The 9507-nt window shown below is 43.2% G+C and carries 6 protein-coding genes and 1 pseudogene; 6 read left to right on the forward strand and 1 reads right to left on the reverse strand.

Features of this window, described 5'->3' with window-relative positions; all coding sequences use genetic code 11:
• Positions 1-52: 52 nt before the first annotated feature.
• Positions 53-3268: a glycosyltransferase gene (locus tag QUA54_RS23375; protein ID WP_333416499.1), complete on the reverse strand. Its 3216-nt coding sequence runs from the start codon at positions 3266-3268 to the stop codon at positions 53-55.
• 140 nt (positions 3269-3408) lie between these two features.
• On the opposite strand from QUA54_RS23375, the gene cobA reads away from it, so the two are divergent.
• The 6 genes and pseudogenes from cobA to QUA54_RS23405 form a co-directional block, all read left to right on the forward strand.
• Positions 3409-4980, forward strand: a complete 1572-nt coding sequence (cobA, locus tag QUA54_RS23380; RefSeq protein ID WP_333416500.1) for a uroporphyrinogen-III C-methyltransferase — start codon at positions 3409-3411, stop codon at positions 4978-4980.
• A 188-nt stretch (positions 4981-5168) separates the two neighbouring features.
• The gene (locus QUA54_RS23385; RefSeq protein WP_333416501.1) at positions 5169-5360 is read left to right on the forward strand and encodes a DUF2281 domain-containing protein; all 192 of its coding nucleotides are present in this window, start codon (positions 5169-5171) and stop codon (positions 5358-5360) included.
• Between the two features lie 16 nt (positions 5361-5376).
• Positions 5377-5742, forward strand: coding sequence for a type II toxin-antitoxin system death-on-curing family toxin (locus QUA54_RS23390; protein WP_333416502.1), 366 nt, complete (start codon positions 5377-5379; stop codon positions 5740-5742).
• Between the two features lie 226 nt (positions 5743-5968).
• The gene (locus tag QUA54_RS23395; RefSeq protein ID WP_333416503.1) at positions 5969-7159 is read left to right on the forward strand and encodes a tetratricopeptide repeat-containing serine protease family protein; all 1191 of its coding nucleotides are present in this window, start codon (positions 5969-5971) and stop codon (positions 7157-7159) included.
• A gap of 88 nt (positions 7160-7247) precedes the next feature.
• Positions 7248-7826: a Uma2 family endonuclease gene (locus QUA54_RS23400; RefSeq protein ID WP_172188652.1), complete on the forward strand. Its 579-nt coding sequence runs from the start codon at positions 7248-7250 to the stop codon at positions 7824-7826.
• A gap of 543 nt (positions 7827-8369) precedes the next feature.
• Positions 8370-9424: pseudogene (locus tag QUA54_RS23405) on the forward strand (IS5 family transposase); the annotation flags it as partial.
• Between the last annotated feature and the right edge of the window lie 83 nt (positions 9425-9507).

Below are 9507 nucleotides of genomic sequence, written 5' to 3' on the forward strand. Positions count from 1 at the left end.
CTACTACACAAACAACGTCCGCTTTTGCAGCCTAAAGAATAAAGAATCAAGATTAACTTGCGATTTGTCCCAAGAACTTTTTAGCACTATTCACGCTTTCCATATCGTAAAGTTCCCGGTTGTAACAAACAATTTGTGCTACCAACTTTTGATGATATTGCTGAGCTTTTGCCAACATAGAACCCTGGGAACGCCGATAATTGACAACTACTTCTCTCGTTCCCAAAAAGGGGATATTGTGCTTGTGGCAGTTAACCCAAAACTCCCAATCTTCGTAACCTTCTTTCATCCCAACTTTGTACCCGCTGACCAAATCCAAAATAGATTTGTGATAGAGTGAAGACGGGTGAATCATGTTAGATTGCTTGATATTTTCGGGAGAATACAACTCGTAACTGGGTACTATGCGATTTTCAGTGCCAAACATTTGATAAGAACCAAATGCTACGCAAGGTACATTTGATTTTAAACATATTTCTAAAAGGTCAGTCAAGGCGTTTTCAGCTAGGATATCATCGGCATCTAAAGGCATAATGTATTCACCGTTTGCTGCTGCTATGCCAGCATTTCTAGCACTTGAAAGCCCTTGATTTGTTTGTTCTACAAGCCTAATTTGATATTGGGGATTTGCTACTATTAAATTTTTGGCAACTGTGCTGGTAGTATCTAAGCTGCCGTCATTGACAATGATAATTTCCCAATTTTTGTAAGTTTGGTTAATTACGCTAGTTACTGCTGCCAGCAAAAAATGAGATTGATTGTAGCAGGGAATAATCACAGATACCAAAGGTCGATATGCCAATTGTGGCGATGCTGAAACTTGTTTGACACTTTCTGATTGTAAATTCTGTGCCGAATTTCTAGCAGCTTGCAAGCTGTAAAGATAAATCTTGGGATGGACGATCGCTAATTGATTCAAATTAGTATTTTGATACTCATTTACTAACTTTGGATATCTCGACAAGTATTCTTGTTTGACAAAAATCAAGATATTCTGAGCGTACCAAGGCTCTACTTTGTCATTGTTCCATATTTTTTTTCTCAAGCAGTCAATAACTGCATAGCCGTTTTTCTGAAAGTAATAAACCCAATATTGTGGCCACTGTTCGTTAACGTGTTCGACGCCTCCTTGAAATGGTATCGCAGCAGAAAACAGAATCACTGGTGCTAGTTGAGTGAGAGAATTAACAAAATTTTCGGCACAGCTAGCCGGCAAATGTTCGGCAACTTCCAGAGAAATTGCTAAGTCAAATTTTCTATTTATTTGCAGCGGTTGCTTTAAATCGGCGGATTGGAACTGATTTAAAGGAATTTGTAAAATAGTGCGATCGACATAATCGCCATCTATTCCCAAACAATCAGCAATTCCCAACTTATGAAACGCAGCTAACCAACTTCCCGTACCGCAGCCCACATCTACCACACTTTTAGGTAAAATGGGTTGCAGCAAGTCTAACAGCAGGGGAATAATTTCTCTAGCAGAAGCGCGAGTTCCTTCTCCGATTAATTGGTAAAAATCTCTTGTATAAGATGACTGTTGGTTTTGATTAGTTTGGCTGGCTGTTTGAGAATTAATTGTCTCTAAACGGCTAATATTGTAACCCTGCAAATGTGCTGGCAACTGCCAGGAAATATTAGGATCCGGTTGATGTTTTACTGGCTCGACATTACCCCGCCAAGCAGCCCCCATAATTTGCATTGTTTGATATACTACCGTTTGCCATCCCCTTTGCTTCAAGTAATCTAAACCTTGAGCAACATCTGGAGCAGTTAAATCGTGAAATAAAATTATTGCATCTTCCTCAGCCAATTTTTCGCAAACAATTGCGTCATTTAACGGCCCATCACCTCCGTGTTCTCCGTCAATAAAAATTAACGACCATTTGCGGTTGAATTGAGCGGAAAATTCTTCTACTCTTTGGGGGCTATAGCCGGGTATTAGCTCGACTGATGTTTGAACGCCCGACGCATTTAGAGCGCCTTGAATTGAATCGATTACGCTTTGTCTGATATCTTCTCTTTCTAACAGCGGATCGACGACATCTAACTCAACTCCTGCGAGGGCTAAGTGACAAGCAGACCAACCTAGCCAGCAACCTATTTCTAATGCTTTTTTACCTTTGAATTGGAGGGCTGTATTGTAAAGAATGTGGGCTTCGTCGCGATTCAAAAACCCGATGAATGGATAGCGCTTGTCTGCATACCAATTATGCGGAACTTCCCGGCGCAAATAAGGCCAGTTACTCGTATTTGGATCGGCAACAATCATATTGGGGAAATAGGAGTCAGGTATAATTATTTGGAACCCTGGCGAGACATAATCCCCTGGATTTAATAAATTATTTTTGCTAATTTCAGGTTGTTGGTAAGTCATTTGGGGTTCTTGAAATATTTGTACTGCTTCGTGTTTTTTAGGTTGGTAACGGACGCTGATTTCCAGTATGTCGCCGTCAGTTGCCATCAATTGTACTCGGTCAAACTGCTGGCGGCCAGCTAAATGCAAAATGCCGATCGCCTCCTGTGGCAAGTACGGCTCCACAAAACAGCCTCGCTGCTTGTCCCAAACCGGAAAACCGTTGAATATCCAATTACACCAAGCTGGGAGCATTTCAGTGAGATTGAACAATTCGCCACTGTAAACAGCGAGGTTCAGGGCAAATTGATCTGTCATGACACAGCCGGATTTTTGCAATCCTTGATTGAGTTTATCAGCCCATATTTTCCAGTGCAAAGCATCTTTTCGGAGGGCGAAAACTCCGGCATTTAATATCGGATAACTGTAGAATTTATTAGCGATTTCTTCACCAAAGTTAGCTTCGTATTGTTGATAAACCCACTGCCAAAACTGAGGCAGTTGCCCGTACTGCTGCAAGCTAGCTCTGTGAACTTCGGGAACAATTGCCAGTCCCCGGCGCGATGCTCCTTCAACCAACAAATTAATGGCTCTCCAGTCTTGAACCCAAGCATCCGCATCTATCCAAATGTATATATCAAAATGGGGAAAGTATTTTCGCAAACAAGGTCTAACTAATAATCCTTTTAAATGTTCGGGAGCTTCATTTCTGCCAGGAAAGTCAAAGTCCCAATCTGGCTTTTGAATGATATTAACTTGTGTATCCAGCCACTGCAACTGTTCGGGAGTGCAGCCGAGATCGAAAAAGCCGATCGCCACATTTTCACCCTCTGGTTTTTCCCGCACCGATAAAATAGTGCCTCGCACCAATTCAAAGTAATTTGCATCGGCGGCCGTGATGATGATAATCTGCATAAATAGCTTTTATTATACAATCAAACTGCTGAGTATACCGTAGGGTGCGCCATGCGCGCTTTACTATAGTGTAGGGTACACCATGCGTACCTGACTATAGGCTAGCAATATTCATAAAACTATACTATCGAGGAGGAATTGTGAAAAACCACAAAGGGAAAGTTTATCTAGTCGGTGCGGGGCCCGGAGATTGTAACTTGATGACAGTGCGATCGCACAAACTGCTATCCCAAGCCGAAGTCCTAATCTACGACGCTCTCATCGACATCCCGCAACTAGAATTAATCCCAGCAACTTGTCGGAAAATCGAAGTCGGGAAACGCGGCGGTCAACCTTCCACCCAGCAGCAAGAAATTAACCGTTTGCTGGTAGAACATTGCAAAATAGGAAAAAAAGTAATTCGCTTAAAAAGCGGCGATCCGTTTATTTTTGGCCGTTCTAGTTCTGAAATTCAAGCATTAATAACAGCGGGATGCGACTTTGAAGTAATAGCCGGGATTTCATCAGCCCTAGCCGCACCTTTACTAGCAGGAATTCCTCTCACTGATCCGGTAATGAGTCGCTGTTTTGCAGTGATGAGCGCCCACGAACCGGATGCTTTAGAATGGGAAGCATTAGTGCAGATAGAAACTTTGGTAATATTGATGGGAGGGCGAAATCTGAGCGAGATCGTCTGGCAATTGCAAAAGCACGGACGATCGACCGAAACTCCGATCGCCATTATTCGAGATTGCGGCCGCCCCGAACAGCAAATATGGCTGGGTACTCTCTCAAATATTGTACAGCAAACAGCAGGTCAATCTCTATCGCCTTGCGTGATAATAATTGGGGAAGTAGTTAGATTGCGCGAATATTTAATCCAGCCAGAAAGCACAAATATGATCGATACACCCGTCACCACTAATAACAGCCAATTGCCGCTAGCAGGAAAAACCATTTTAGTCACGCGATCGGTTTCTCAGTCGGCTGAATTTAGCGATCGACTCCAGCAACAAGGAGCTCGCGTTATCGAAATGCCCGCCTTGGTAATTGGGCCGCCGTCCACTTGGGAACCATTAGACAGTGCGATCGCACAATTGTCAAGCTTTCACTGGTTAATTCTCACTTCCCACAATGCTGTAGACTGCTTTTTTCAACGATTACAAGCAAAAGGCAAAGACGCCCGCAGCTTGTTTGGCATTAAAATTGCAGTTGTCGGCAAAAAAACAGCCGAAAGTTTGCGATCGCACTCTCTACAACCAGACTTTATTCCCCCCAACTTTGTCGCCGATTCCCTAGTCGATAACTTCCCCGATAACTTGCAAAGCTGCAAAATTCTATTTCCGAGAGTAGAAAGCGGCGGCAGAGAAGTTTTAGTTAAAGAATTCACCGCCAAAGGAGCGCAAGTAATAGAAGTGCCAGCTTACCAATCTTGCTGTCCCGAAACTATCGACCCGATCGCCCTATCCGCACTCCAAAATCAAGCCGTAAATATCATAACTTTTGCCAGTTCAAAAACCGTGCATAACTTTTGCAATCTCATACAACAAAGCCCAAAATTGTCCCTGTCTAAGGATTGGTTGGAAAACGTTTGCATCGCATCCATCGGGCCGGAAACTTCCAAAAGCTGTCAGAATTTATTGGGTAAGTTAGATGTGGAAGCCAAAGAATACACGTTAGACGGATTGACTGAGGCGATCGTCCAATGGGTTGCAGAATATCAAAATGTATAAGTGCGATCGAACAGCAGTTGATTATCTAATCTGTTGGTTGTAAAATTGTTGTAATCTCATTTTAAAAAAGTTATCTGTAAGGACACGGCAGTGCCGTATGCTTACAGATAATCGCGTACAATCTCTAAGTTGCAAGACTTTGATGAATTCGGATAAAAAAGTTGTAAAATAACTAGGAAAAAAGAAACATGACCGCAAAAGACCAACTTCTTCAAGAACTCGACCAAGTACCAGAACCCTTGCTGCTGAAAGTGCTTGAATTTGTCCGTTCCTTAAAGACTGAAGAAGAACAACAAAAACTAGAAGCCAAAGCATGGCAGGGATATCTAGATTCAGAACGCGAAAGAAAGGAGGTTTACCGTTGCCTTGCCAACTCCTAATTTTTTCAGCAAAAGTATGGTTTTAAGTATCCACGCCAGACAGATAGAGAGCTTTGGTGGCACTCCTGGTGTCAGAGACGAAGGTTTGTTAGAGTCGGCTTTGGCTCAACCGCAAGCAACTTTTGGCGGTCAATTTTTGCATCCAGCAATTAGCAGCGAACAAGCGGTAGCCTATCTCTATCACATAGCGATGAATCATCTCTTTATTGACGGCAATAAACGAACGGCTTTTGCAGTGACAGATACCTTTTTGCGCTTAAATGGTTGCACTCTGAATTTGACGGACGATCGAGCATATGATTTAGTCATGCGAGTCGCACGGGGAACTATGACTAAGGAAGAACTAACCACCGAGTTTGAGTCATGTATTTTTAAGTTTTAATAAGTAAGTTGGGCAGCCTACGTTGAGATTAAGTAAGGTGCAGCGTACTCACCCTACATTGAAAAAGCGAATCGCGGAACAAAAAAGCGAGTAAAATTATCACTAAAGAACAAAGCCGATCGCCTTTGCGTCAAATCAGTAATAAAACTAAACAGAAAAAAGCACAAACCGCCGATCGCCCTTTCTTCTCCAAATCCCGCTACCCAACTACTAATTAGCAATAGCCATGAATATAAATTTTTCTCGTTACGACACCTTAAGCACCCTGCTAACAGGAACTACCGCAGCCTTAACCATAGTCATCAGCCAACCCGCGATCGCCAAAACCCCCCAAGAAGTCGCCAGCATTGCCGGGCCGCTGACAGTACAAATTAACAGTTCCCTCGGAGACGGTTCTGGCGTAATTATTGCCAAAAACGGCAAAACTTACACAGTTTTAACAGTCAATCACGTCGTAGAAAAAGCAGACGTGAAATACACCGTTCGCACGTCTTTAGGAAAAAACTATCAAGCAAGCTCCGTCACCCGTTTGCAAACCGCCGAAACTGACCCAGATTTAGCCGTAGTCAAATTTGAAAGTCCCGAAGAATATCCAGTCGCGACGATCGCAGATTCCGATTTAGCCGTCATCGGCACTCAAATCTTCGTTTACGGCTATCCCGCTACCGGCGGACTTTTCGGCGCCGAACGAGAACCCGAACTCTCTCCCGGACTCGTTACCAGCCGCCCGCGCAACCGCCCAGAAGGTTACACTTTGCGGTATCAAGCCGTAACTTGGAGTGGTATGAGTGGTGGGCCAGTTTTCGACTCCGAAGGCAGAGTCATCGGTTTGCACGGACAAGGCGAATTCGGTTTTGCTCAAACCAGTTCCGGGGAAGTCGCCCCGATTAAAACCGGATTTAACGCAGCAGTTCCAATCAATACATTTATCGCGAAGCTAGTGGCGGCGGGAATAAACAAATCCGAGTTAAAAGTAGACAATACTCCCCCAACGAGCGGCCCGGTATCCACCGCCAATCCGCAAGACGCCCAAGCCTATTATTTTCGAGGACTTTCGCTGTTAGATCGAGGAGATGCTTGGGAGGCGATCGCGGATTTCAACAGAGCACTCGCTTTCAAGCCCAAATATACCCCTGAATTGTATTTTAATATCGGTAATGCCCGCACTTTCATCACCGCCGGCTTGCCCCCACAGGAATCCACACGCGGTTCCACTGCTATTCAAGCATACACGCGGGCGATCGAAGCCAATCCCGGTTTTGCCGACGCTTACTACAACCGAGCTTTAGCTTACCTGGACAACAAAGACCAACCGAAAGCAATTGCCGACTTTCAAAAAGCAGCAGAACTTTACAAACAAGGCGGAAGAACCAGCGCCTATCAAGACGCGCTCAACAGAATCAAACAATTGCAGTAGAATTAGAAGTTAACAATTAAGAATTAAGAATGAATAATCCCATTTTTAATTCTTGATTTTTTTTTATACAAACAGCAGGTAAATAAACATGACTGCTATAACATTAAACCTCAATTCCATTATTAAATTAACTTCCGAACAGTTTTATCAACTGTGTGAAGAAAACCCGGGACTGAAACTAGAACGCAGCGCCAACGGAGAATTAATTGTCATGCCGCCAACCGGAGGAGAAACAGGGAAACGCAACTCAAAACTTAACTTACAGGTAGGAATTTGGAACGAACAAACCGAACTCGGCGAAGTGTTTGATTCCTCCACAGGATTTACCCTCCCAAACAAAGCCGATCGCTCTCCCGATGCGTCTTGGGTAGAAAAATCGCGCTGGGAGGCTTTGACGCCCGAACAAAGAGAAAAATTCATCCCGCTTTGTCCCGATTTTGTCATTGAATTAGTCTCACCCAGCGACAGCCTGAAAAAAACTCAGGACAAAATGCAAGAATATATGGAAAATGGCTGCCGTTTGGGTTGGCTGATTAACCGGAAAAAACGGGAAGTTGAAATTTATCGCCCCGGTCAAGATGTGGAAGTTTTACAATCTCCTCTCACCCTTTCTGGGGAAAATGTTTTGCCGGGATTTGTTCTCAATTTGCAAAAAATTTGGAATTAGTAGAATTAAATTTTGACTTATATCATCTCCGGTAAAATAACCGTTACTATTTCGTAGTGAAGAATGCAAGTCAGAGCGCATTAGATCGAGACTCTCCCTCTTCACTACGAACCAATTTTGTTATTATCGTTCGATAGATATAATATTAGCTGGAAATTTGATAAAAAAATTATAAGTACCTATAAAATTAACGCCCTAGAATTATGGTTCAAACAATTGGCACTGGTCTGCTATTCCGTGGTGGAATCTGGGTGACAGCGCCAACTCAATAATTCTTCCATTTGGATTGGTCTATGATATAACCCTAGAGCCATAGCAGGAGTTATCCCTTTACCCACGCTGCTGTGAGGTCGAACCCAATTGTGTACTAGCTGCAGTACATCGAGCGATCGCTGTAATCCTTCCACCTTCTTGGCGTAAGTCGGGCTTGCTGAATAAAGAGAAAAACTAGATGTTTTATGGGTTTGTCAGCGCGGCTGGGGTAGTCAAAAGCAAGCATTGCTGGTAAGATGGCTCAAAACCCGTGCATCACCACCTGCGATCGTGTACCGAAAAGTTGAGCAAGCCCCAAGCCCAGCAGCAGACTTTGAACTCCCCAACGGATGCGCGTTGGCAGCAGATAATCGTTGGGTCATCATGGCAAAAATAATTCCGTGGTCAGAATTTGAAGCAGAATATGCTCAAAACTTCGTGACAGAAAAGGGACCCCCGGCTAAATCATTTCGGCTGGCGTTGGGGGCATTAATTATTAAGGAAAAATTGGGAATTAGCGATCGAGAGACGGTGGAACAAATCCGAGAAAACCCTTACCTGCAATACTTTATCGGTCAATCATCCTACAGCAATGAAGCGCCCTTCGACCCATCGTTATTGGTTCATTTTCGACAAAGAATAAGTGTCGATATAGTTAACAAAATCAATCAAAAAATGGTGAAGAGAATACGCGAAACCGCTGACTCGGAATCAGAAAAAAAAAGTTAGAAGCAGAAAGCAATTTGCCGAAAAATCGCGGAAAATTAATCCTTGATGCGACTTGCGCTCCAGCCGATATTAGTTATCCGACGGACTTAGGACTATTAAACGCAGCCCGAAAACACACCTAAAAAATTATAGATTCTCTCTATAAGCCTCTGAAAAGTCAAGTCAAGAAAAAACCTCGAACTTACCGTCTCAAGGCGAGGAAAGATTACTTAAAAGTTGCTAAGCAACGACGACCTTCTCGAAACCAAAAAACAAAAGCAATTAAAAAGCAACTCCAGTACATCAAAAGAAACTTATCTCACATTGAACAGCTCAAGGAGTTAGGTGCTGACCTAGGGAGTCTGAATAAAAGGGAATATAAGATGTTGCTAGTCGTGACTGAAGTCTATCGCCAACAACACTGGCTAGCTGAACATAAATAACAGAGTATTTCCGACAGAATTGTCAGTTTAAGCCAACCACATCTCCGTCCCATTGTGAGAGGAAAAGCAGGAAAACCAGTAGAGTTTGGAGCCAAACTCTCGGCGAGTTACTTTGAGGGATACGTATTTTGATATCGGCTCAGTTGGGATAACTTTAACGAGTCGGGAGACTTCAAAGCACAAATAGAAGCTTATTATAAATCAATACGGTTTACTTAAGGCTTGGGAGGCTTTAAGATTTTAAAAATAGGAGGATTAGTTTTTATTCCAGTACCTCT

The organism is Microcoleus sp. MOSTC5, from assembly GCF_036701825.1.
Classification (GTDB): domain Bacteria; phylum Cyanobacteriota; class Cyanobacteriia; order Cyanobacteriales; family Microcoleaceae; genus Microcoleus; species Microcoleus asticus.

Coding starts and splice junctions, on each gene's coding strand:
- QUA54_RS23400 (WP_172188652.1), top strand. CDS start 7,248: ATGACTGCTATAACATTAAACCTCAATTCCATTATTAAATTAACTTCC.
- QUA54_RS23390 (WP_333416502.1), top strand. CDS start 5,377: ATGGTTTTAAGTATCCACGCCAGACAGATAGAGAGCTTTGGTGGCACT.
- QUA54_RS23385 (WP_333416501.1), top strand. CDS start 5,169: ATGACCGCAAAAGACCAACTTCTTCAAGAACTCGACCAAGTACCAGAA.
- QUA54_RS23395 (WP_333416503.1), top strand. CDS start 5,969: ATGAATATAAATTTTTCTCGTTACGACACCTTAAGCACCCTGCTAACA.
- QUA54_RS23375 (WP_333416499.1), bottom strand. CDS start 3,268: ATGCAGATTATCATCATCACGGCCGCCGATGCAAATTACTTTGAATTG.